Here is a 20,397-nt window from a genome sequence, read left to right on the forward strand (position 1 = left end):
ACCACAACGACCCACCAAGCCGCCTGACCAACCGTCACAGAAACCTTCAGCAGCCCCGAGCAACCCGCCGGTCCAAGGCGTCTCGACAAGTGACTTCCGGGCCGTCGCGGACCGCCTGACAGCGAAACTGCTACCAAAACTGAGACGAGCAGCGACAGGGCCCGGCGAGGAAGATCCCCGCCGGGCCCTGTTCGTGCTGGTCAGCTGAGCGGAAGCGGCGGGATTCGAACCCGCGGTCGGTCTCCCGACGCTCGCTTTCAAGGCGAGTGCATTCGGCCGCTCTGCCACGCTTCCACGGCGCAGCGTAGCCAACTGCGGGTGGTCGGCCTACAGCCGGTCCGGGGTCATTCGATGCTGCGGAGGTGGCCGGTGAGGCGGGTGAAGATCGCTCCCAGGGTCTTCTGCTCGTCGGGTTCGAGCAGGTCGATCATGTGCTCGCGGACGCCCTGGACGTGCGAAGGGGCCGCTTCGCGCAGTTTCGCCATGCCCTTGTCGGTGAGGACCGCGAGGACGCCGCGGCCGTCCTCCGGGCACTCCTGGCGACGCACCAGGCCCTCGCGCTCCAGCCTGCGGATCTGGTGGGACATGCGGCTCTTGGAGTGCGCGATGCCTGCGGCCAGTTCGCTCATGCGCATCTGCATGTCCGGCACCTCCGACAGCGAGACCAGGATCTCGTAGTCGGCGATCGACAGGCCGTGGGTGACCTGCAGCTCCCGGTTGAGCCTGTGCTCCAGGAGCGCGCTGCCCACGATGTAGGAGCGCCACGCCGTCATCTCCGTGTCGCCGAGCCAGGGGGTCAGCTGTTCGGTCGTCGCCTCACTCACCCGGTCAGGCTACCGAGCTGATGCGTGCTTCGGGATCGACTCGTGAGCCTCCGAACTAAATTGGATTGCCTGACCTCCGGTTCCCATGACTAACATCGAACCCGAGCGAGGGGGCGATGTGACGGTCGCGGTCGAGGTCAACGAGCTGGTCAAGCGCTATCCCAAGAGCCGTTCCAACGCTGTCGACGGGCTCTCCTTCCAGGTGCGCGCGGGAGAGGTCTTCGGGCTGCTCGGCCCCAACGGGGCGGGCAAGACCACGACCGTCGGCATCCTCACCACCCGCGTCCAGCTGAGCAGCGGCACGGCGATCGTCGCCGGGGTCGACGTGGCGGCCGATCCGGTGGGCGCGCGCAGCAAGGTCGCCGTCGTGCCGCAGCGGGTCAACCTGGACCGCTCCCTGGACTCGCGGCAGAACCTCATCTGGCACGCCAACTACCACGGGGTTCCGCGCGCCGAACGACATCGGCTGGCCGACGAGCTGCTGGACCGGATGGGTCTCACCGACAAGGCCAAGGCCCGCGTCGACGACCTCTCCGGCGGTCAGTCGCAGCGGCTGATGATCGCCCGCGCGCTGATCCACAAGCCCGAGGTGCTGTTCCTCGACGAACCCTCCACCGGCCTGGACCCGCAGGCGAGGCTGTTCGTCCACGACCGCATCAACGACCTGCGCGACCAAGGCGTCACGGTCGTGCTGACCACGCACGACATGGACGAGGCGGAGAAGCTGTCCGACCGGGTCGGCGTCGTCGACCACGGCAAGCTGCTCACGCTGGACACGCCGGAGGCCCTGATCCGCTCGCTGCCCGGCAGCGGGACGATCGACGCCACCGTTCTCCCCGACGGCTACGAGCCGGACAAGATCTCCGACCTGCTCGCCGAGGTCGACGGTGTGCAGCAGGTCGAGCGGATCGGCGGCGCCGACGCCGAGCTGCGGATGCGGCTCTACGTCGGCGCCGAACCCGCTGCGCTGCTGGGCCCGATCGCGCAGACCTTGCACCAGCAGCGGATCCCGATCAGCGACCTGTCGCTGGGCTCGGCGACGCTGGAAGACGTCTTCATCGACCTGACCGGGCGGGAGCTGCGATGACTTCGGTTCGCGCGTTCCTCGCCGTGCTCGGCCGCGACGTCTTCGTCACCGGCCGGGAGCTGCCGAGCTTCCTGGCGCAGGTGCTGGTGCAGCCGGTGGCGCTGCTGTTCATCTTCGGCAAGGTCCTCGGCGAGCTCGGCTACACCCAGCCCGGCTACGCGCAGGTCCTGCTGCCCGGGATGATCGCGCTCAACGCGTTCCTGGTGGCGCTGCAGAACACCTCGTTCCCGCTGGTCCTGGACTTCTCGTACTCGCGGGAGATCGAGGACCGGCTGCTGGCGCCGCTGCCCATCAGCTGGGTGGCGGTGGAGAAGATGCTCTTCGGAGCGCTGCGCGGCCTGTTCGCGGCGGTGCTGATGGTGCCGTTGGGCATGTGGATGCTCGGCCGGATCGACTGGGACCTGTCCGGCTTGCCGTTCGCGTTGCTGTGCATGGTGCTCGGCTCGGGGGCCGGCGCCGCGGTCGGGCTGACGGTGGGTGCCGCGGTGCCTCCGCGGCGCATCAACATCATGTTCGCGGTGATCCTGGCTCCGCTGATGTTCACCGGCGCGACCCAGTTCCCGTGGGCTCAACTGCAGCACCTGCGCTGGTTCCAGGTGCTGTGCGCGATCAACCCCCTGACCTACGTCAGCGAGGGCATGCGCGGGGCGCTGCTGCCGGGGATCCCGCACATGGCTCCGTGGGTCTGCGTGGTGGCGCTGCTGTTCGCGCTGCTGCTGTTCGGCACCCTGGGCATCAGGTTCTTCCTGCGCCGCGCTCTCGACTGAGTGGTGTTCCGGGGCGCGTCGTCGCTCGAACGAGGGAAAAGATCCACACCATCAGGTGATCAGCTCTCCGTAACGAGTCCCACTCGTTCCGTGAGCGAACACGTTTTCGCAGCTCAGGCGCCGAATGGGGGTCTTCGGCGAAGCGCAGGCCGGTGTGGTGGCGCGGGGGAGCGCGGATAGCTTCCCGTTGGCATTTGATCTCTCCGATCAGAAGCCGACCTCCGGGCACCAGAAGACGTTTCGGTTCGGAGGACCACAGCGCCAACGGGCCAGGAGCCGATGATGAGCCTACGTCGCACAGCCGGCGGCACCGCACGCGTGGCGCGGTCGCTGACTGCCGCCGCGCTGGGCTTGGCATGCCTCGCGATGACCGGGTGCGCCCCGCATCCGGGTGCCGCGCCGGTCGAACGCCCGCCCTACGCCATGGCCAGGGCGGACCTGGGGATGCAGGCCGACTCCACCACCTTCACCGATTTCCCCACCGCCCCGCAGGATCCCGATCCGGCCGGGGCGAACGGCGGGGTGCTGCTGCGGGTTCTCACCGATGTGGGCGTGCACCAGTCGCCCGATGGTCCGGTGTTCGCGAAGCTGCCCGCCAAGCAGCTGAACAACCCGACGTGGGTGCCGGTGATCGCCGAACGCGGCGGGTGGGCGCAGGTGCTGCTGCCCTCCAGGCCCAACGGCGCCACCGGTTGGGTGCAGGTGAACGAGCAGGTCGAACGCGCCCGCACTCCCTACGTGGTCGACGTCGAGGTCGACGCGCGCAAGCTCATGGTGCGCCGGAACGGCGCCGTGATCGGCGAATGGGTCGTCGGAGTCGGGGCGTCGGATTCACCGACGCCGCGCGGACGCACCTACATCATGGCCGCGATCGAAGAGACGGTCACCAAGTTCAGCCCGATCATCCTGCCGCTGGGCATCCACTCCAACACCTTCAGCACGTACGGAGGCGGACCGGGCACGGTCGCGCTGCACGGCTGGCCGGACCCCTCGGTCTTCGGCCAGGCCAGCAGCGACGGCTGCGTCCGCGTTCCCGATGACGCGCTGCGCCTGCTGGCAACGCTGCCACTGGGCACGCTCGTCCACCTGCGGTGACCGCGCCGCAGGAGGAATTCCCCCGAGGAAAAGGAAGAGGAAGCGATCTATGCGCAAGACTGCTTATCTGGCGGGCGCGCTGGCCATGGGCACCGCGAGCATGGTCATCGGTGGCACCCAGGCGTTCGCCGACAGCACCGACAACGACGGCGTGAACGTCGGCAACGACAACAACCTGAGCCTGCTGCCGATCCAGCTGTGCGGCAACAACATCGCCATCCTCGGCGCGGTCGTGCCCATCGCCTCGCCGCAGAACGTGGTGTGCGCCAACGCTCCGATCGAGGAGGGCCCGAGCGAGCCGCCGGCCGAGGAGCCGACCGAGCCGCCGGAGACCGAGCCGACGCCGCCCACCGAGCAGCCGCCGAACGACGAGACTCCCCCGAGCGAGACGCTGCCCGAGGCTCCGGCACCCGTTGCGGTGCAGGGCCACCACGCGGTGACCGGCTGAATTTCACTCGGACGGATGGGCCAGCCACCTGAACGGGTGGAACACCTGCCGCTTTTGTAGCGGCAGGCCTGGCCCGCCACTACATTCCGGTGCTGCGTAGATCGCTACGCGTAGAAAAGTGCGGTCGTTTCGGCTCAAACGATCGCATCCGCAGCGGTGGCGGTCGGCGAAGTCACTCCCCCTCTCTTCGCCGGCCACCACCGTTGCTCCTTTTCGCCGAGTCAGCTTCCGAAGGACTTCGCGGCCGCCAGGAACGCGTCGTTCTCGTGCGCCTGACCGATGGTCACCCGGGCCCCGTCTCCGGCGAAAGCCCGCACCACGACCCGGTTCTCCAGGCAGTGCTCGTTGAAGTCACCGGTGCGATCACCGAGCGGCAGCCACACGAAGTTGGCCTGCGTCTCCGGCACCTCGTAGCCCATCGCCACCAGTTCCCGGTGAACCCGCCCGCGCTCGGCGATCACGTCGGCGCAGCGCCTGCGGAGCTCGTCCTGCGCCTGCAGCGAGGCGATCGCCGCAGCTTGGGCGAGGGCGTTGACGCTGAACGGGATCGTGACCTTGCGCAGTGTCTCGGCGACCTTCACCGGGCCGATCGCGTACCCGGCGCGCAACCCGGCCAGGCCGTAGGCCTTCGAGAAGGTCCGCATCGACACGACGTTGTCGCGCACCCGCGAGATCTCCACGCCGTCCGGCGCGTCAGGGGAGTCGACGAACTCGAAGTAGGCCTCGTCGAGCACGACCAGGACGTCCTCGGGCACCCGGTCCAGGAAGGCGTCCAGCTCGGCCGCGCGGACCAGCGTTCCGGTCGGGTTGTTCGGCGTGCACACGAAGATCAGGCGCGTTGCCGGGGTGATCGCGGCCAGCATCGCTTCGAGGTCCAGGGCGTGGTCACCGGTCAGCTCCACCTTGACCTGCTTGGCCCCGACGACCTGCGTGATGATCGGGTAGGCCTCGAACGACCGCCACGGGAAGATGACCTCATCCTCGGCGGTGCAGGTCGCCTGCACCAGCTGCTCGCACAGCGCCACCGAACCGCAGCCGACCGCGATCCGCTCGGGCGCGACGTCGTAGTGCGCGGCCAGCGCCTCGGTCAGGGCGCTGACCCCCATGTCGGGGTAGCGGTGGACCTCCGTCGCGGCGTCGTTGATCGCCGTCACCGCGCTCGGCAACGGCCCCTCGGAGACCTCGTTGCTGGCCAGCTTGATCGAACCGGGAACGGTCCGGCCCGCCACGTAGGGCGGCAACTGCTCCAGGTCGGCACGGGTGCGCACGCTCATCGACATCTCCTACCTCGATCCGTCACCAGCGACGTTATCCCGCCGCGCCCCACCGCCACACCACCGCTGTCCGCTTCCCGCCTCCGGCACGACCCGGCACTGCGGAGCCGTCCCGGCCGTCGGGGGTCCGGGAGGCGGGCGGTTCTGGTCCGAATTGACCGGGCAAAGCGGACATTGATCATGGACGGTTCGGACCAAAACCGCCCGCTGCCCGCGCTCTTCGCCACCACCAGCACCCGATGTGGTCCTCTTCGATCGGCTGTTGGTCCGTATGGATGACGCTGTTGCCCTGCGTTCACATACGTGTGGTTACCTGCCGGGCATGATCCAAACCCGTACCGAGACGATCTCGCTCACCGACGGCACGGGGTTGCGGCTCACGGTCGCCGAGCCCGACAACGTGGTGCGCGGGGGCCTCGTCTTCCTGCACGAGGCGCGCGGAATCACGGAGCGGGTCCGCAAGCTCTGCCGGGTCCTGGCTCAGGAGGGCTGGCTGACCGTGGCACCGCACCTCTACCACCGCGACGGCGCCGACGAGGTCGCCGACGACCAGAGCGAGCACGAGCAGGTCCGGAAGCTCTCGGGCGAGTCGATCCTGGCCGACACCGACGCGGCGTTCCTGTGGCTGTCCGACCAGGGCGTTCCCGTCGACCGGCAGGGGATCATGGGCTTCGACATCGGCGGCTCGGCGGCTCTGGTGGTCGCCTCGAACCGGTCGATCGGCGCCGCGGTCAGCGTCGGCGGAACCGGCATCCTCGAACCCCTCTCGTCGGCGCTCCCGCCGCTGGTGGACGTCGCGGGCGAGCTCGCGTGCCCGTGGCTCGGCATCTACGGCGACGACGTCGAGGCCGGTGAGGTCGACAAGCTCCGCGAGGTCACCGACGCCGCCGAGGTCGCCACCGACGTCGTCCGCTACCCGGGCGCCGGCCACCGCTTCGACCTCGACCCGGACGCCGCGGCGGAGGCCCTGCGACGCGCCCGCAACTGGTTCGACCTGCACCTTCGCTGAACTGCTCCGACGAGGGTGACGTTCGCCCTGGCAGGATCCCGCTCCGGTGGGTTAGGAAGTAGCCCATGACGACCGCACCGGAGCTGTTGTGGGAACCGAGCCCGGAACGAGTGGCCGAGAGCCGGATGGCCGCCTTCCGCTCGTGGCTGCGCGAGGAGCGCGGGCTCGACCTCGCGGACTACCGCGCCCTGTGGGAGTGGTCGGTGGCCGACGTGCCCGCCTTCTGGTCGGCGATCGCCGAGTTCTTCGACGTCTCCTTTCACGACCGCGCCGATGAGGTGCTGGTCGAGGAGGTCATGCCGGGCGCTCGCTGGTTCCCGGGCGCCACGCTGAACTACGCCGAGCACGCGCTGCGCGACGGTGAGGGCAAGGGCGATGAGGACCTCGCGGTCGTCTTCGTGCGCGAGGACGGGCTCAGCGAGGAGATCAGCTACGGCGAGCTGCGCAACCGGGTCGCCGCCGCGCGTTCCGCGTTCGCGGAGCTGGGCGTCGGCGCGGGTGACCGGGTCGCCGCGCTGGCCCCGAACAGCCCGGAGACGCTGGTGGCGTTCCTGGCCGCTGCGAGCCTGGGCGCCACCTGGTCGTCGTGCTCCCCGGACTTCGGCGTCCGCGCCGTCGCCGACCGCTTCGTGCAGATCGAGCCGAAGGTGCTCATCGCCGTGGACGGCTACTGCTACGGGGGTCGCCGCTTCGACGTCCGCGAGACCGTCGACCAGCTGCGCGCGGAGATGCCGGACCTGGCCGCGACGGTCCTGATCGACTACCTCGGCGAGGACCACGCGTTGCCCGGCGCGCTGGACTGGTCGGAGCTGCTGGCCCACCACCGCGGCGCCTCGCTGGAGTTCACCGCGGTGCCCTTCGACCACCCGCTGTGGATCTTGTACTCGTCGGGCACGACGGGTTTGCCGAAGGGCATCGTGCACGGCCACGGCGGCATGGTCCTGGAACACCTCAAGGCCGTCGGCCTGCACTGCGACCTGGGGTCGGGGGACCGGTTCTTCTGGTTCACCACCACCGGCTGGATGATGTGGAACTTCCTCATCGGCGGCCTGCTGACCGGAACCACGCTGGTGCTCTTCGACGGCAGTCCGGGCTACCCGTCGCTGTCGTCGTTGTGGGAGCTGGCGGCCCGGTACCGGGTGAACTACTTCGGCACGTCGGCGCCGTTCATCCAGAGCTGCCTGAAGCGCGAGCTGCGCCCGAAGGACGACTTCGACCTCTCGGCGTTGCGCGCGGTCGGTTCGACCGGTGCTCCGCTGAGCACCGACGGGTTCCGCTGGGTCGCCGACGCGATCGGTTCGGACGTGCAGATCGCGAGCGTCTCCGGTGGCACGGACCTGTGCACGGCGTTCGTCGGCGCGAGCCCGGACGTCCCGGTGTGGCTGGGCGAGATCTCCTGCCCGATGCTGGGCGCCGCGGCGGCTTCCTACGACGAGTTCGGCAAGGAGCTGCACGAGGAGGTCGGCGAGCTGGTGCTGACCAAGCCGATGCCGACGATGCCGGTGTTCTTCTGGAGCGACCCGGACGGAACCCGCTTGCGTGAGGCCTACTTCGACGAGTTCCCGGGCGTGTGGCGGCACGGGGACTGGGTCCGGATGACCGACCGGGGCTCGCTGGTGATCTACGGCCGGAGTGATTCGACTCTCAACCGCGGTGGCATCCGGATGGGCACGGCCGAGTTCTACCGCGTGGTGGAGGGTTTCGATCAGATCGCCGACTCGCTGGTGATCGACACCTCCGGTGCGGGCGAGACCGACGGCCAACTCCTGTGCTTCCTGGTCCTGGCGGAGGGGGTGGAGCTGCCCGACGTCATCGGCGATCTGAAGGACGCTCTGCGCACCGAGCTCTCACCGCGCCACGTGCCGAACCGCTTCGTCGTCGTCGACGAGGTTCCGCGCACCCTGAACGGCAAGAAGCTGGAGGTGCCGGTGAAGAAGATCCTCGCCGGAACCCCGCCGGAACGAGCCGTCAGCCGCGACGCCCTGCTCAACCCCTCGGCGCTGGATCCGTTCGTGCAGTTCAGCGGCGACTCGGAGGGGTGAGCGGGTGAGAGGGGGACCCCCCTGTTCTCGGGCCCGGAGGTGGTGTGTAAAGTTTTCTCCGGTGGCCGCGAAGGACGCCGGGAGGCTTCGCCTAGTCTGGTCTATGGCGCCGCACTGCTAATGCGGTTGGGGGTTACGCCCCCTCCCGGGTTCAAATCCCGGAGCCTCCGCAAGGGCCCTACCCTACGGGGTAGGACCCGACAATTGAACAAGCGCCCGTAGCTCAACGGATAGAGCATCTGACTACGGATCAGAAGGTTTGGGGTTCGAATCCCTACGGGCGCACGTCTGGTCGAGACAGCAGAAACCCCCTCTCGCAGGGGGTTTCTTGCTTTTCGGGGTAGCCGTGGTGATCTCGCTGCGGTGTTGTCCTCGCTCGGCGGGGGAGCGGTTCGACGCGATCCGGTTTCGGTTCTTCATCGGGGGCGGCGTTGTGATCGGGTTGGCGCTTACCGTGGTCGGGAAAACGATCATGGGGAGTGTGAGCATGTTCAGCGCCGGGAAGAGCGTCGGTGTGGGTCTGGCCGCGAGCGTGGTCGTCGCGTTCCTCGCTCTGGGGTGGTGCTTGTACTTCCAGCTCGCCAAGGTCGTCACGCCGTGGTTCTGGGTGGCCTTCGTCGTCCTGCTCGTCGCCGTGTCGGCGGGGTTCGGGTTGGAGATCCACCGGAAGAAGACGGCCCCGTCTCCCGGTCGTGCGGGTCTGCGGCGTCCGCGGGTGTTCGCCATCGGTCAGCTCGCGCTGATCTACGGCGTCATCACGAACATGGCCAGCCTCTACTGCGGCCGAGTGCTCCACGCGGAACTCGCGTCCGGCCTGCTGGTCGCGTTGGCGGTCACGTTGATGGTCGTCGCCGCCGTGACGCTGTACCGCGCGTCGCGCGGGGGCGCGCAACGCGCGTAAGCCTGAAAACCCGTTTCGCGGAGTGGGTTTGGTCGCAGACGGTCAGAACGGCGGGCGGGTGGTGGCCACCTCGAACGCCGTGACGTCGACGTCGCGCATCTCGATGCCCGTGTCCGGGGCGTGCGCGCGCCCGCGCCACGCCTCGATCGCGTCCCAGGAATCCCAGCGCTCGTAGTTGTTCACGCGTCCCGGATCCACCGGATCCGCGGTGATCGCGACGTCGAGGCAGCCGGGGGCGTTCCGGGCGCGCTCGACGAGGTCGCGGTGCGCTGCGACGTAAGCATCCCGCTTCTCCGCGTCGACTGTCACATGGCCAGCGATGATCCACATGGGTCCTCCTGGGGTCTGCAGGGCAGGTGCCCAGGACGACTCGTGCGCGGACCGAAAGTCATCGGTGGCTCAGGAATTGCGCTGGAGGATGCGGAGGACGCCGATCTCGGCGACGTTCTTGGTGAGTTCGACGTTGACCCAGCCGGCCACGTCGCCGAGCGGCATGCCCGGATGCTCCCATCCCACCGCATCGGGGCACACCGAATACTCCCGTCCTCAGCGGACGGGCGGGGTGCCGCGAGAATCCCCTGTGGTGCAGGGGGTTCTCGCGGCCGACAGGTCAGTTGTCGTCGCCGTCTTCCTGGTCGTCACCGTCGTCCTGCTGCTGGTCGCCGTCCTGCTGCTCCTGCTGGTCCTCCTGCTGCGGGGGCTGGGCGAAGTCGCAGCCTGCGGTGGTGCCGAGCGCGAAGGCAGCGCCCGCGATGGCGGTGGCGATCCGGATCTTCGAGTTGCGCATAACTGGACGATACGGGCAACCCGGTCGATTCGTCATGGGCGGCGCACATCTCTCGCGCCAAGATCACGTGCGCCCGACGAGATCGGTGTCAGCACCGCTGGTCATCCACGGCACGCTCTTGAGGAGTCGCTGCGAGCACGGTCACGGGCGCGGGAACGCGGAGGGCGAGGGCTGCGGCGGTGAGGCAGAGCAGGGCCGCAGCGGTCCAGAGGGGCGTGTAGGTGCCGGTGAGGTCCCGGGCGAGACCTCCTGCGAGGGCGATCGTTCCCGCGCCGAGCTGGTGGGCGACGCTGATCCAGCCGAAGACGATCGGCCCGTCGGAGCCCCACAGCTCCCGGCACAGCGCGATGGTCGGCGGGACCGTGGCCACGTCGAGCAGTCCGAAGACCACGGCGAACGCGATCAGAGCGGGATGCGCGGTGGGGCCGAGCAGTCCTGGGAGCAGTGCCAGCGACCCCGCTCGCAGGCAGTAGTACGTCGTGAGCAGCACGCGTGGGTTCAGGCGGTCGGTGAGCCAGCCGGAGCCGATCGTGCCGAGCACGTTGACCACGCCGATGACCGCCAGCAGCGAGGACGCGACCCCGGTCGGCATCCCGTGGTCGTGGGCCGCTGGAGTGAAGTGGGTCCACATGATGCCGTTGGTGGACGCGCCGCAGATCGCGAAGGTGCTCGCGAGGAGCCAGAACGCGCCGCTGCGCCAGGGGAGGGCGCGGACCGCGCGGGAGACCGACGCGGCCGGTTCCTGCGGTTCCGGGCGCGTCGCGCCGTAGGGGAGGAGGCCGACGTCGGAGGGCCGGTCCCGCAGCACCGCCCAGGCGAGCGGCGCGACCAGCAGGGCGACCGCGACCAGCGCGCTCGTGGCGGCGCGCCAGTCGAAGTCCACCAGCAGCGAGAACACCGGCAGCAGCGCGAACTGCCCGAACACCGTGGCGGCCGTGAGCGCTCCCGCGACCAGCCCCCGACGGGCGGCGAACCACCGGTCGGCCACCAGCGCCGCGAAGGTCGTCGCCAGCGCGCCGCACCCGGTGCCGACGAGCAGCCCCCAGCCGAGAACGAACTGCCACGGCGCGGACATCAGCGTCGTCAGCCCGGCTCCCGCGGCGATCAGCAGCAGGGCCGCGGTGACCATCCGCCGCATCCCGAAGCGATCCATCACGGCGACGCCGAAGGGCGCGGTCAACCCGTAGAGCACGAGGTTGACCGACGCGGCCGCGCTGATCGTGCCGTGCGGCCAGCCGAACTCGTGGTGCAGCGGGCTCACCAGCAGCCCGGCCGTCGTCGCGCAGGCACCGGCTCCGATGATCACCAGAGCGGCCGCGGAAGCCACCCACCAGGCTCGATGAACAGACATGACCTCACCCTGCGGTTCGGCGATGCCCAGGACGAGTGGCCTGATGGCCAACATGTGCAAGGATCGGGCCATGACGACTCGGGTGGCGGTGCTGGTGCGCGATGGCGTGATGCCGATGGAGCTCGGTCTGGTCCACCAGCTGTTCGGCAGCGCTCGCTCGCCCGGTGGGGAAGCGCTCTACGAGGTCGTGACCTGCGCGGTCGTTCCCGGTTCGATCCGCACCGACGCGGACTTCCCGATCCAGGTCGCGCACGGCCCGGAAGCGCTCGGCGACGCGCACACCGTTGTCCTGCCTGCCAGCCACGAGCCGGACGAGACGGAGACCGAGGGGACGCTGCCGCCCGACCTCGCGGCCGCGCTCGCCAGGATCCCGCGCGACGCCCGGATCGCGTCGATCTGCACGGGGTCGTTCGTGCTGGCGGCGGCAGGACTGCTCGACGGCAGGCGCGCGACCACGCACTGGAAGTCCTGCGACCACTTCCGCCGGCTGTTCCCGCAGGTCGCGCTGGAACCGGACGTGCTCTACACCGACGACGGCGACGTGCTGACCTCGGCGGGTGAGGCTTCCGGAATCGACCTGTGCCTGCACATGATCCGGCGCGACCACGGGGCTTCGGTGGCCAACGAGGTCGCCCGGACCACCGTCGTCCCGCCGCACCGGGAAGGCGGGCAGGCGCAGTACGTCCGGCGTCCGGTTCCCGAGCCGCGGATCTCCACGACCGCGCGGGCGCGCGCCTGGGCGCTGGAACACCTCGACCGGACGCTCGCGCTGCGCGAGCTCGCCGCGCAGGACTCGCTGAGCGTGCGCACGTTCACCCGGCGATTCCGAGAAGAGGTCGGAATCTCTCCGGTTCAGTGGATTACCAGGCAGCGGATCGAACGAGCGCGACAACTCCTGGAAGAAACCGACCAGCCGGTTGAAAAAGTGGCAAATGATTCAGGATTCGGCACCGCTGCGTCGTTGCGACAGCACATGCAAAGCGAACTCGGTGTTTCCCCGAGCGCTTACCGGGCGACATTTCGCGGGGTGACGCCGGATGGGGCGGACATGGGTGAGGCCCCGCCGGGTGTGGTCGGCGGGGCCTCGGCACGGGGTCGGGTCAACCGATGATGCCCGCGTTGATGATCGACGTCTCGGTGTCGTTGTCCTGAACGGTGGTGTCGATGTCCCACCAGTTGCACGCGAAGTGGTGACAGGAGCCTCCGCGCTCCGTCATCTCCCCAGCGGAGGCCAGGCCAGCTCCGGCGAAAGCGAGGGGCAGGATGAAAGCACCGACCACGATGGGGCGAACCAGCGAGCGCATAATTGCCTTCCTTCCAATTCGGCTGACCCAGTTCGATTTCTGGATCCGGCTGACCCGAAATCGGGCAATTCAATGTTTACCCGCCGAAGCCGCCATGCGCATATTTGTCACCGGCGCTTCACCGGAAAGTGTTCGAGGTGCTGAACCGTTGCGCGCGGCGACCGAATTCATTCCGCAAAAGGGTGACTTCCGCGCTCTGTGACAAAGCGTGCCGGAGCCCGATCCGAAAGAGTGGTTTTGCGGGTGGACAACCGCGAGAACGGCCCAGTGCGGGGTCGCACGAGGCGTAGAGCGCTCCCCTGACGGTGGCGTTCAGGATTTCGCGACCGCGGACGCCGACCCGCCGGTGATGCGCAGCAGCTCGTCAAAGCTCGTCGGGAACATCGCGTGCTTGCTGCCCGCTCCGGCCCAGATCGTCGGATGCGCCGCCAGCGCCTCGTCCACCACCGTCCGGATCGGCTGCGGATGACCGACCGGACCGACCCCGCCGACGGGTTGGCCGGTGGCCTCCAGGACGAACTCCGGACTCGCTCGCCGGATCTTGCGGATCCCCAGGGAGCGTTCCAGCCCGCGGGTGTCCACGCGGTGAGCGCCGCTGGCCACGACCAGCAGCGGTTCCCCGTCGGCGGTGAACACCAGGCTGTTGGCGATGGCTCCGACGGCGCAGCCCAGCTCCTCGGCGGCGGCCGCGGCCGTCGGCACCTCCGCGCTGAACTCGACGACCTCGCCCTCGGCTCCGAGTTCGCGAAGCCGCGAGGTGAACGCATCAGTGGTGTTGGTCATGCCGCGCAGGCTAATGAGCCGCGCGGCACGACGGCGAGCGGGCTCTCCAAGGGGTTCTTGCAGAACCACTTTGCTTGGCGGTGCGGGCTGAGTCCCACACCTGAAGCAACGGCTCCGCCGCATTCCGCAACGACTCCTAAAGCAGCAGCGGGAGCCGGCTCAGCCCCGTCATGTTCGGGCTGGGCATGAACCGGGGCGCGTCGTCCGGGTCGGTGCGCAGTTGCGGGAAGCGGTCCAGCAGCAGGTTCAACGCGACCTTGCCCTCCAGCCTGGCCAGCGGAGCGCCCAGGCAGAAGTGGATGCCGCGACCGAAGCCGAGCTGCGGGTTCGGGTCCCGGGTCACGTCGAAGACGTCGGGGTCGGCGAACTGCCGGGGATCGCGGTTGGCCGCCGCGATCCACAGCAGCAGCATCTGGTCGGCCGGGATGCGCACGCCGCCGAGCTCCGTCTCCTCGGTGGTCACGCGGGACACCGCCGCGAAGGGGCTGAGGAACCGCAGCGACTCCTCGATCGCCGCGGGCACCAGCGACCGGTCCGCCCGCACCGCCTGGAACTGGTCCGGGTGCGCGTCCAGGCACAGCAGCGTGTTGCCCAGCAGCATCGTGGTGGTGATGTGCCCGGCGACCAGCAGGACCATGCCGAAGTTGGTGATCTCGGCGTCGGTGAGCCGAACCCCGTCCACCTCGGCCTCGACGAGCTTGGTCAGCAGGTCGGCGCGCGGCCGCTCGCGACGTTCGCGGATGTGCCCGGCCAGGTAGCCCGCGAGCTCACCGACCTGCGCCATGGCATCGGCGAAGTACTGCTCGTCCTCGGGCGAGCGGTCTTTGAGCGCGACCTTGTTGGTGGAGTTGAACATCCCGTCGACCCACCGCTTGAACTGGTCCCGGTCGATGCTGGGCACGCCGAGCAGTTCGGCGATCACGATCACCGGCAGCGGGTAGGCCAGTTCGGTCACCAGCTCCGCCCGGTGTCCCATCCTGTCCATCAACTCGGTGGTGAGCTCGGCGATCCGCGGTTCCAGGTCGGCCACGACCTTCGGGGTGAAGGCGTGGCTGACGAGCTTGCGGAGCTTGTGGTGGTCCGGCGGGTCGAGCTGGGTGAGGTTGCCCTCGGCGAACCCGCTCGCCTCCGGGACCAGGCGCTGGGTGTTGGAGGAGAAGGTGGCGGGGTCGCTGAGCGCGTGCAGGATCTCCGGATAGCCGTGGACGTCCCACATGCCGGTCTTCTCGTCGTAGCCGACCTCGTGCTCGGGCCGTTGGCCGCGCAGCCAGAACTGCGCGGTGTTGGCTCCCCATGCGTCTGCGAGCGCGGTCATGGACTTCCCCCGATCACGCGGCTGGTCAGTCGCGTCGTTGTGGTGTGTAAATCCATTCCCGGAATTGCGCGTTGAGCTCGTCGAAGAGACTCCCGATCTCGTCGGCGACCGTCGCCAGCGAGTCGGGATCGGGATCACCGGCCGGCTCGTAGGCGCTCCGGATGGTGTGCTCCAGCGCGTTCGCCTTGGACTCGTCGTCGAGTTCGGCGAACTCCGGGTTGATGTTGTCGGTGAGGTGGTACCCGGTCGCGGTGGCGGTGACGGCCAGGTAGACGTTCGGCACGTCGTCGCGCAGCAGCCGGTGCTTGAAGATCAGTTCTCGGTATCGGTCGGCGAGCCGCTTCGTCTCGCCCTGGTTCGCCGTGTGCTTGAAGCTGCCCAGCAGCTCGGTGTCCCCGGTGACCAGCGCTTTCATCAACGGGTGGTGCATGGTGGCGAGGAAGCTGCGGCGGAAGAACCGGTGCGGCAGGGCCTCCGCGGGATCGGCGCGCATCGCCGCCACCAGCCCGTCGAGCATGCCGATGGACTCGCGCAGGATCAACGCCTCGAAGAGCTGCTCCTTGGTGCGCCAGTGCAGGTAGATGGTGCCCTTGCCGATCTCGGCCCGGCGGGCGATGTCGTCGATGGTGACCTTGCGGGAGCCCAGCCTGACCATCAGCTCTCCGGCCGCGTCGAGGATGCGGTCGGCTCGGTCGACGGGCTGGGTCATGCGCTACCTCCGTGACTTCTTGACCAGAATCGCAAATCCGGTCACTGGGTCACCCACGGTAGACCTGCGGGAGATCGCGCACAAGGTGTCACCTGAAAGGGGCAACAACCGTGCCTCGGAGGGGCGTTGCGCCTAGCAGGGAAGAGCTATCGGGCTTAGCTTCGCCAGGGGCACCACAAGGGCTTTCCACGAAGCAGGGGAAGGAGCACCATGGGCTTCAAGGACAAGCTGATGAACCTGGGCAAGGAGCACAGCGACAAGGTCGACCAGGGCATGGACAAGGCCGGTGACATGGCCAAGGAGAAGTTCGGCCACGAAGAGCAGGTCGACCAGGCCGTGGAGAAGGGCAAGGGCTACGTCGGGGGCGAGAAGGAAGAGCCCCCGCCGCCTCCCGGCCAGTGAGGACAACCCAGGCAACGGCGCTCCGTCCGAGGCTGGCGGCGGGACCAGGTGAGAGCGGTCCCGACCAGTGGTCGGAGCGCGCCATAGAAGAGGTCGCCCCAACGCACAGGGCGACCTCTTCTTCGCGTTCTGGTGGGTTCGCGGATCAGCCCATCGGGACCTGGGTGGTGGCCTGGTCGCCGTCGATCGCGGTCACCCGGCCGCCGAGCTCGCCGAGGTCGCGCAGGCGGGACAGGGCTTCCGGGCGCAGCCGCACGGTCGAGGTCGTCATGTCCTCGCCGGTCGTGAGGGCGTCCAGCCGCGCGCGTGCGTCATGACCCGAGTCCACTGTGGACTTCAACCCGCCGGTGGAGGCCAGCGAACCGCGCGCCGCGCCCAGCCGGCCGAGGGCGTCGTCGACCGCGTCGAGCAGGGCCGCCTTGTTGCCCTCGGTCATGGCCCTGACGAGGTCCGGAGGGCTTCCCGCGACTCGGGTCCCGTCCCGGAACGAGCCCGCCGCCAGTGACAGCGCGAGCGGTCCGCCATCCGCGCCGACCGTCGCCAGGATCGCCGCGAACAGGTGCGGGAGGTGCGAGATGCGGGCCACCGAGTCGTCGTGCGCCGCGGCACCGGTCGGGACCACGTGGGCGCCGCAGTCCAGCGCCAGCTGAGCGGCTTCGCGCCACGCCTCGATCGTGGTGGCCTCCTCGATCGTGACCGCCCACGGGGCACCCTGGAACAGCTCGGCCGAGCCGGCCGCGAACCCCGAGTCGGACGTGCCCGACATCGGGTGGCCACCCGCGTAGCGGGCGTTCGGCGCGAGCTTGCGGACCTCGAAGTCGACCGGGTCCTTCACGCTGACCACGTCGGTGAGCCACGCCCCGGGGTGGATCTCGGCGATCCTGCGCAGCACGTCGCGGACGGCGGTCACCGGCACCGCCATCACCACCAGCGCGTCCTCCTGCTTGGCGCGGCGCAGCGCGGCGTCGGTCTCGAGCACCTCGAAACCGTCGTCGCCCGCTGCGGCGGCATCCGCCTCAGACGCGGTGGCTCCCCACACGGGGCGCCCGGCGCCGGACGCGGCCCGCAGCACGGATCCGCCGATGAGTCCCAGTCCGATCACGCACACGGCACGCATCCGTCCATCCTGCCCGACGGAGCCGCTTCGCACGCACCCGGTTGAGCGCATTCCATCCCCTGATGGATACGACAATCGCAATAGTGCTTTCGGGTGGCCTTCGTACGCTTTACGGTGTCTTCATGACGGTGCAGGAGCCGGTCGCAGGCTTCGCCGTCGCCGTGGTCCGGGAAGACGGGCGGTGGCGGTGCAGCGAGATGGACAACTCGGTGCTGACCGGCCTTGACGCCTCGATCACGGCGTTGCGCGAGCTGCGTTCCACCGGCGCGGTGTTCGGAATGTGCAATGTGGACGACGAGTTCTTCGTGCTGATCCGTCCGGTTCCGGGAGGTGTGGACCTGCTGGTGTCCGACGCCGCCGCGGCGCTGGACTACGACATCGCCGCGGACGTGCTCGACCTGCTGCGCATCGATCCTCCGGACGAGGACGACGAGGAGGTCTGGCCGGAGGGCAATCTCGCGGTCCTGTCGGACCTGGGCCTTCCCGAGGGCGAGCTGCTGGTCATCATCGAGGAGGTCGACCTCTACCCGGACGAGCAGCTGGAGATGATCGCCCAGCGCTGCGGGTTCGGGGACGACTTCTCGAAGCTGTTGGAGAAGATATACCGGTGAACACCACCGAGGCCCGCGCCGGCGACGTCGAGCTGGTACGGGCCGCGCTGCGGGTGGCCGCCGGAGCACCGTCCACAGGGGATGTGCCGATCGGTGCCGTGGTCGCCGACGCCGACGGCCGGGTGCTGGCCGAGGCGTGCAACCAGCGCGAGGCCCGCGGCGATCCGACCGCCCACGCCGAGGTCCTCGCCCTGCGCGCCGCCGCGGAGGTGCACGGGGACGGCTGGCGGTTGGAGGGCTGCACCCTCGCGGTCACGGTCGAGCCGTGCACCATGTGCGCCGGCGCGCTGGTGCTCTCCCGCGTCGCCAGGGTCGTCTTCGGCGTGTGGGAACCCCGGACCGGAGCCGTCGGGTCGCTCTGGGACGTCGTCCGCGACAACCGCCTGAACCACCGCCCGGAGGTGGTGGGCGGTGTCCTGGCCGACGAGTCGGCCGCCCTCCTCGACTCGTTCTTCGCCACCCACCGCTGACCCGGTTCCTGCGTCTTGGAGTGCTGGTACCTCGCCAGTGGGCAGTTTTGGTCCGAACCGCCCGTGATCGATGTCCGTTTTGTCGGGTCAATTCGGACCAAAACTGCCCGGCTCCCCGCACGTCCCCCGTTGAGCTGCGCGGATGGGGCCGGTGGTGCGGGGGTCGGTTGCGGGCGGACCCCCCTTTGCGGGGTTCGAGGGGGCGGCCGGTAGCCTTATCGGCGGTAGCGTGTCCGAGCGGCCTAAGGAGCGCGCCTCGAAAGCGCGTGAGGTGAGAGCCTCCGTGGGTTCGAATCCCACCGCTACCGCTCGTGAAGAGCCGGTCCCCTCAGTCGAGGGGGCCGGCTCTTCCTCTGTTCTGGGGTGGTCCGGCTGAGCAATCATGCGCGGGCAATGCGTTCTGCGGTCAGGCGGGTGGTGATCAGGTTGCCCAGGACTCGTGACGCTCCGCGCCGGGGCAGTCCCGCGAGGCGGTCTGCGCGATCCGGCAGAGTGGTGTGGGTGCCTTGGGTGACCGCGTGCGCGGCGTGGAGCCCGGCCAGTCGGTGGGTGTCCAGCGCGCTGTGGCCCATGCCGGCCAGGGGGACCAGCACCGCGTCGGGCAACAAGTCGACAAGGCGCTCTGCGATCACCCTGGGAGCCCGCAGATCCCGTTCCCCGGAAATCACCGCGCCCGGCCAGTCGAACTCGGGCAGCTCAGCGACGGGGTCGAAGGGCTCGCCCCGGAAAGGCGGGTAGTGCGGGGCCTTGTCGCTGTACAGCAGCCCGGCGTCCAAGGGGTGCCCGTCGGGTTCCGGCCGCCGGTGCAGTTCCCTGAAGGTCAGCACGTCCACCAGGTCTGACTCCAACAGGAACGGGCGCCGCTGACCGGTTTCGCGCTCGGCCAGGCCGTGCACCGCGCGCCAGGTCCGCCGACCGCGACCGGCGTTCAGCTCGGCGTAGAGCCGCTCCAGCCCCCGGATTCCGCCGAACTCGTACATGATCGGCACGACGGTGCCCGTTTCACGCGTGGGCACGAGGCCTCGATCCACGAGCGCGCGCAGGCTGCGAGCGACCGACGCGGTGCTCGGATGTTCGCCGCGCCACAGCAACGCACGGGTGTTCTCGCGGACAGCGAGCACGTCATCGGCGGTCATGTCGGTGGAGTCCAGCACCATCCCGGCCACTCGGTGGGGATGTCTCACCCCGAAGACCTGCGCCAAGCGCCCGCCGTAGGAACACCCGTACACCACGGCGCGGTCAACAGCGCAGTCGTCGAGCACGGCGGCGAGATCGTCGGCCACCTGCGCCATGGTCAACGCGTCCTGCGGGAGGTCGGCGCCCTAGCCGTCGGTGCGGGACAGGCCGACACCGCGGTGCTCGATCATGATCGTGTCCATTCCCCGCGCTGTGGCGTCCGCGCGCAGCGGGCGGTACGGGAGCACCGAGGCCAACCCAGGACCGCCGGGGAGGACCAGCAGCGGACGGTCGCTCCTCGGCCCAGCGCGCACGTAGGCCAGGTCGAACTGCCGTTGCTCACCTGACACCACCGGCCGCCGCAGCCACCTCAGACCCGGCGTCTTGACGAGCTTCCTGCGGAGTCCGGTTTCACTCGATCGCCCCATGCCCACCCAACTGCTGAGCGCCCGGCTCAGTTCCTGGCGCGTGGATGTGCCCGTGGCCTGGGGAAATTCGGTTGAGGGTGGTGTGGTGGCCGCTCTACCGTCCTGGTCATGTCCCTTCGAGCCCAGATGCGGCGGGCGCTGACCGAGGCGATGCGCGCTCGCGACCGGAACTCCGTGAACGCGCTGCGGACGACGCTGGCCGCCGTGGACAACGCCCAGGCCATCCCGCTGGACGAGGTCGAGCTCAGCGCCGCCGTGGACGGTCCGGTCCGCGCGGGCACGACGGAGGTCGCGCGGCGCGAGCTCGACGAGGAAACCGTGGCGGGCATCGTGCGCGCGGAGGCGGAGGAGCGCCTGGAGACCGCGGCGCGGCTGACCGCGGCCGGGCGGGAGGACCGGGCGGCCCGGTTGCGGGCTGAGGCCGACGTCCTGGCCGGTCTCCTCGCAAGCGACGGCCGGTGATCTTGGCGAGTTCTGCTCAGGGCCTTCGGTGTTCA

23 protein-coding genes, 4 tRNA genes and 1 pseudogene are annotated in these 20,397 nt (G+C 69.4%); 16 read left to right on the top strand and 12 right to left on the bottom strand.

Annotated features, from left to right (window positions below; genetic code table 11):
- Positions 1 to 209: 209 nt before the first annotated feature.
- Positions 210 to 294, bottom strand: a tRNA-Ser gene (locus ACYVF3_RS04150).
- Between the two features lie 50 nt (positions 295 to 344).
- Positions 345 to 773, bottom strand: a complete 429-nt coding sequence (locus ACYVF3_RS04155; RefSeq protein ID WP_461153011.1) for a MarR family winged helix-turn-helix transcriptional regulator — start codon at positions 771 to 773, stop codon at positions 345 to 347.
- A gap of 136 nt (positions 774 to 909) precedes the next feature.
- Here ACYVF3_RS04155 and ACYVF3_RS04160 point away from each other — a divergent pair, with 136 nt between their 5' ends.
- From ACYVF3_RS04160 to ACYVF3_RS04175, 4 genes are all read left to right on the top strand, one after another.
- Positions 910 to 1,911: an ABC transporter ATP-binding protein gene (locus ACYVF3_RS04160; RefSeq protein ID WP_461152927.1), complete on the top strand. Its 1,002-nt coding sequence runs from the start codon at positions 910 to 912 to the stop codon at positions 1,909 to 1,911.
- The gene (locus ACYVF3_RS04165) at positions 1,908 to 2,678 is read left to right on the top strand and encodes an ABC transporter permease (RefSeq protein WP_461152928.1); all 771 of its coding nucleotides are present in this window, start codon (positions 1,908 to 1,910) and stop codon (positions 2,676 to 2,678) included. Before ACYVF3_RS04160 ends, ACYVF3_RS04165 begins: the two co-directional genes overlap by 4 nt.
- A gap of 282 nt (positions 2,679 to 2,960) precedes the next feature.
- Positions 2,961 to 3,773 (top strand): L,D-transpeptidase family protein, encoded by an 813-nt coding sequence (locus ACYVF3_RS04170; protein WP_461152929.1) that lies wholly within the window; start codon positions 2,961 to 2,963, stop codon positions 3,771 to 3,773.
- A 49-nt stretch (positions 3,774 to 3,822) separates the two neighbouring features.
- Complete coding sequence (locus ACYVF3_RS04175) at positions 3,823 to 4,221, top strand: hypothetical protein (RefSeq protein WP_461152930.1); 399 nt, start codon at positions 3,823 to 3,825, stop codon at positions 4,219 to 4,221.
- Positions 4,222 to 4,442: 221 nt separating this feature from the next.
- Here ACYVF3_RS04175 and hisC read toward each other — a convergent pair whose 3' ends face one another.
- Positions 4,443 to 5,495: a histidinol-phosphate transaminase gene (gene hisC / locus ACYVF3_RS04180; protein WP_461152931.1), complete on the bottom strand. Its 1,053-nt coding sequence runs from the start codon at positions 5,493 to 5,495 to the stop codon at positions 4,443 to 4,445.
- 322 nt (positions 5,496 to 5,817) lie between these two features.
- Here hisC and ACYVF3_RS04185 point away from each other — a divergent pair, with 322 nt between their 5' ends.
- The 5 genes from ACYVF3_RS04185 to ACYVF3_RS04205 all read left to right on the top strand — a co-directional run bounded on the left by ACYVF3_RS04185 (position 5,818) and on the right by ACYVF3_RS04205 (position 9,447).
- Positions 5,818 to 6,504, top strand: coding sequence for a dienelactone hydrolase family protein (locus tag ACYVF3_RS04185; protein ID WP_461152932.1), 687 nt, complete (start codon positions 5,818 to 5,820; stop codon positions 6,502 to 6,504).
- Between the two features lie 65 nt (positions 6,505 to 6,569).
- Positions 6,570 to 8,546, top strand: coding sequence for an acetoacetate--CoA ligase (locus ACYVF3_RS04190; protein ID WP_461152933.1), 1,977 nt, complete (start codon positions 6,570 to 6,572; stop codon positions 8,544 to 8,546).
- 80 nt (positions 8,547 to 8,626) lie between these two features.
- Positions 8,627 to 8,716: transfer RNA gene (locus ACYVF3_RS04195), tRNA-Ser, on the top strand.
- Between the two features lie 42 nt (positions 8,717 to 8,758).
- Positions 8,759 to 8,831 (top strand) — tRNA-Arg (locus ACYVF3_RS04200).
- A gap of 202 nt (positions 8,832 to 9,033) precedes the next feature.
- The gene (locus tag ACYVF3_RS04205) at positions 9,034 to 9,447 is read left to right on the top strand and encodes a hypothetical protein (protein ID WP_461152934.1); all 414 of its coding nucleotides are present in this window, start codon (positions 9,034 to 9,036) and stop codon (positions 9,445 to 9,447) included.
- A gap of 42 nt (positions 9,448 to 9,489) precedes the next feature.
- Here the strand turns inward: ACYVF3_RS04205 and ACYVF3_RS04210 are convergent, their stop codons facing one another.
- The 3 genes from ACYVF3_RS04210 to ACYVF3_RS04220 all read right to left on the bottom strand — a co-directional run bounded on the left by ACYVF3_RS04210 (position 9,490) and on the right by ACYVF3_RS04220 (position 11,585).
- On the bottom strand, positions 9,490 to 9,777 hold the full coding sequence (locus ACYVF3_RS04210; protein ID WP_461152935.1) for a putative quinol monooxygenase: 288 nt from the start codon (positions 9,775 to 9,777) through the stop codon (positions 9,490 to 9,492).
- 280 nt (positions 9,778 to 10,057) lie between these two features.
- Positions 10,058 to 10,234, bottom strand: coding sequence for a hypothetical protein (locus ACYVF3_RS04215; protein WP_461152936.1), 177 nt, complete (start codon positions 10,232 to 10,234; stop codon positions 10,058 to 10,060).
- Between the two features lie 88 nt (positions 10,235 to 10,322).
- On the bottom strand, positions 10,323 to 11,585 hold the full coding sequence (locus tag ACYVF3_RS04220) for an MFS transporter (RefSeq protein WP_461152937.1): 1,263 nt from the start codon (positions 11,583 to 11,585) through the stop codon (positions 10,323 to 10,325).
- A gap of 43 nt (positions 11,586 to 11,628) precedes the next feature.
- Between ACYVF3_RS04220 and ACYVF3_RS04225 the strand changes: the two genes are divergently transcribed.
- Positions 11,629 to 12,696 carry a GlxA family transcriptional regulator gene (locus ACYVF3_RS04225; RefSeq protein WP_461153012.1) on the top strand — a complete coding sequence of 356 codons (1,068 nt, stop codon included), beginning with the start codon at positions 11,629 to 11,631 and terminating at the stop codon, positions 12,694 to 12,696.
- Positions 12,697 to 12,848: 152 nt separating this feature from the next.
- Positions 12,849 to 13,091 carry a hypothetical protein gene (locus ACYVF3_RS04230; protein WP_461152938.1) on the top strand — a complete coding sequence of 81 codons (243 nt, stop codon included), beginning with the start codon at positions 12,849 to 12,851 and terminating at the stop codon, positions 13,089 to 13,091.
- A 110-nt stretch (positions 13,092 to 13,201) separates the two neighbouring features.
- On the opposite strand, the gene ACYVF3_RS04235 is transcribed toward ACYVF3_RS04230, so the two are convergent.
- The 3 genes from ACYVF3_RS04235 to ACYVF3_RS04245 form a co-directional block, all read right to left on the bottom strand.
- Positions 13,202 to 13,672: a YbaK/EbsC family protein gene (locus tag ACYVF3_RS04235; RefSeq protein WP_461152939.1), complete on the bottom strand. Its 471-nt coding sequence runs from the start codon at positions 13,670 to 13,672 to the stop codon at positions 13,202 to 13,204.
- 136 nt (positions 13,673 to 13,808) lie between these two features.
- Positions 13,809 to 14,987, bottom strand: a complete 1,179-nt coding sequence (locus ACYVF3_RS04240; protein WP_461152940.1) for a cytochrome P450 — start codon at positions 14,985 to 14,987, stop codon at positions 13,809 to 13,811.
- Between the two features lie 25 nt (positions 14,988 to 15,012).
- Positions 15,013 to 15,696, bottom strand: a complete 684-nt coding sequence (locus ACYVF3_RS04245) for a TetR/AcrR family transcriptional regulator (RefSeq protein WP_461152941.1) — start codon at positions 15,694 to 15,696, stop codon at positions 15,013 to 15,015.
- 210 nt (positions 15,697 to 15,906) lie between these two features.
- Here ACYVF3_RS04245 and ACYVF3_RS04250 point away from each other — a divergent pair, with 210 nt between their 5' ends.
- Positions 15,907 to 16,098 (top strand): antitoxin, encoded by a 192-nt coding sequence (locus ACYVF3_RS04250; RefSeq protein WP_461152942.1) that lies wholly within the window; start codon positions 15,907 to 15,909, stop codon positions 16,096 to 16,098.
- A 145-nt stretch (positions 16,099 to 16,243) separates the two neighbouring features.
- On the opposite strand, the gene ACYVF3_RS04255 is transcribed toward ACYVF3_RS04250, so the two are convergent.
- Positions 16,244 to 17,215 (bottom strand): prephenate dehydrogenase, encoded by a 972-nt coding sequence (locus ACYVF3_RS04255; protein ID WP_461152943.1) that lies wholly within the window; start codon positions 17,213 to 17,215, stop codon positions 16,244 to 16,246.
- Between the two features lie 122 nt (positions 17,216 to 17,337).
- On the opposite strand from ACYVF3_RS04255, the gene ACYVF3_RS04260 reads away from it, so the two are divergent.
- The 3 genes from ACYVF3_RS04260 to ACYVF3_RS04270 all read left to right on the top strand — a co-directional run bounded on the left by ACYVF3_RS04260 (position 17,338) and on the right by ACYVF3_RS04270 (position 18,604).
- Positions 17,338 to 17,826: a tRNA adenosine deaminase-associated protein gene (locus ACYVF3_RS04260; RefSeq protein ID WP_145740237.1), complete on the top strand. Its 489-nt coding sequence runs from the start codon at positions 17,338 to 17,340 to the stop codon at positions 17,824 to 17,826.
- Positions 17,823 to 18,296, top strand: coding sequence for a nucleoside deaminase (locus ACYVF3_RS04265; RefSeq protein ID WP_461152944.1), 474 nt, complete (start codon positions 17,823 to 17,825; stop codon positions 18,294 to 18,296). Before ACYVF3_RS04260 ends, ACYVF3_RS04265 begins: the two co-directional genes overlap by 4 nt.
- A gap of 223 nt (positions 18,297 to 18,519) precedes the next feature.
- A tRNA-Ser gene (locus tag ACYVF3_RS04270) sits at positions 18,520 to 18,604 on the top strand.
- A gap of 72 nt (positions 18,605 to 18,676) precedes the next feature.
- On the opposite strand, the pseudogene ACYVF3_RS04275 reads toward ACYVF3_RS04270, so the two are convergent.
- Positions 18,677 to 19,597: pseudogene (locus tag ACYVF3_RS04275) on the bottom strand (alpha/beta fold hydrolase); the annotation flags it as partial.
- 21 nt (positions 19,598 to 19,618) lie between these two features.
- Complete coding sequence (locus tag ACYVF3_RS04280; RefSeq protein ID WP_461152945.1) at positions 19,619 to 19,900, bottom strand: hypothetical protein; 282 nt, start codon at positions 19,898 to 19,900, stop codon at positions 19,619 to 19,621.
- Positions 19,901 to 20,008: 108 nt separating this feature from the next.
- Between ACYVF3_RS04280 and ACYVF3_RS04285 the strand changes: the two genes are divergently transcribed.
- Entirely contained in the window at positions 20,009 to 20,362 is a 354-nt protein-coding gene (locus tag ACYVF3_RS04285; protein ID WP_461152946.1) for a GatB/YqeY domain-containing protein, read from the top strand.
- Positions 20,363 to 20,397 lie beyond the last annotated feature (35 nt).

The sequence above is a fragment of the Saccharopolyspora tripterygii genome (assembly GCF_054778355.1).